General features: G+C 67.8%; 1 protein-coding gene and 1 pseudogene. Both read right to left on the bottom strand.

Annotation, left to right across the window (positions count from 1 at the left end):
* Positions 1–229, bottom strand: a 229-nt coding sequence (locus tag PUN71_RS23060) for a LacI family DNA-binding transcriptional regulator (RefSeq protein WP_283532434.1), incomplete at its 3' end; no start/stop codon positions are given.
* Positions 230–243: 14 nt separating this feature from the next.
* Positions 244–454: pseudogene (locus PUN71_RS23055) on the bottom strand (gfo/Idh/MocA family oxidoreductase); the annotation flags it as partial.

Below are 454 nucleotides of genomic sequence, written 5' to 3'. Positions count from 1 at the left end.
GCCCCAGGGTCTCGCTTGAGCCCAGCTTGAGTGCACGGGCCGCCGCATTGGGCCGGTATCCGAGGACGCGGATGGCGTCCTGCACTTTTGCTTCGGTGGCCGGCGCCACCTTCTTGGGGCCGCCATTAACCACGTAGCTGACGACGGCGGTGCTGACGCCGGCATACCGCGCAACGTCCTTGCGCGTCACAGGGCCGCCACGGGGAGCCTTTACTGCCGGTGATGTCATGGTCTCCATGCTAGCTACGAGTCGGCCGGGGCATCGCCAAAGTCGCGGATGGGCAGCCGGGCGCCGTTCTGCCGGGCCGATTCGTGGGCCACGATCCCGGGGAGGGTGAAACGTGCGGCCACCCAGGCGTTGACCGGGGGCAGCGTCCGGTTGTTCACCGCGGTGACGAAGTCGTCCACCAGGAAATGATGGCTGCCCTCATGGCCGTTGGGCGCTCCCTGGAAC

The sequence above is a fragment of the Arthrobacter sp. NQ7 genome, from assembly GCF_029581595.2.
Classification (GTDB): domain Bacteria; phylum Actinomycetota; class Actinomycetes; order Actinomycetales; family Micrococcaceae; genus Arthrobacter; species Arthrobacter phenanthrenivorans_B.
The sequence above is the reverse complement of the archived record's forward strand: the minus strand, read 5'-3'. Positions and strand labels throughout refer to the sequence as shown.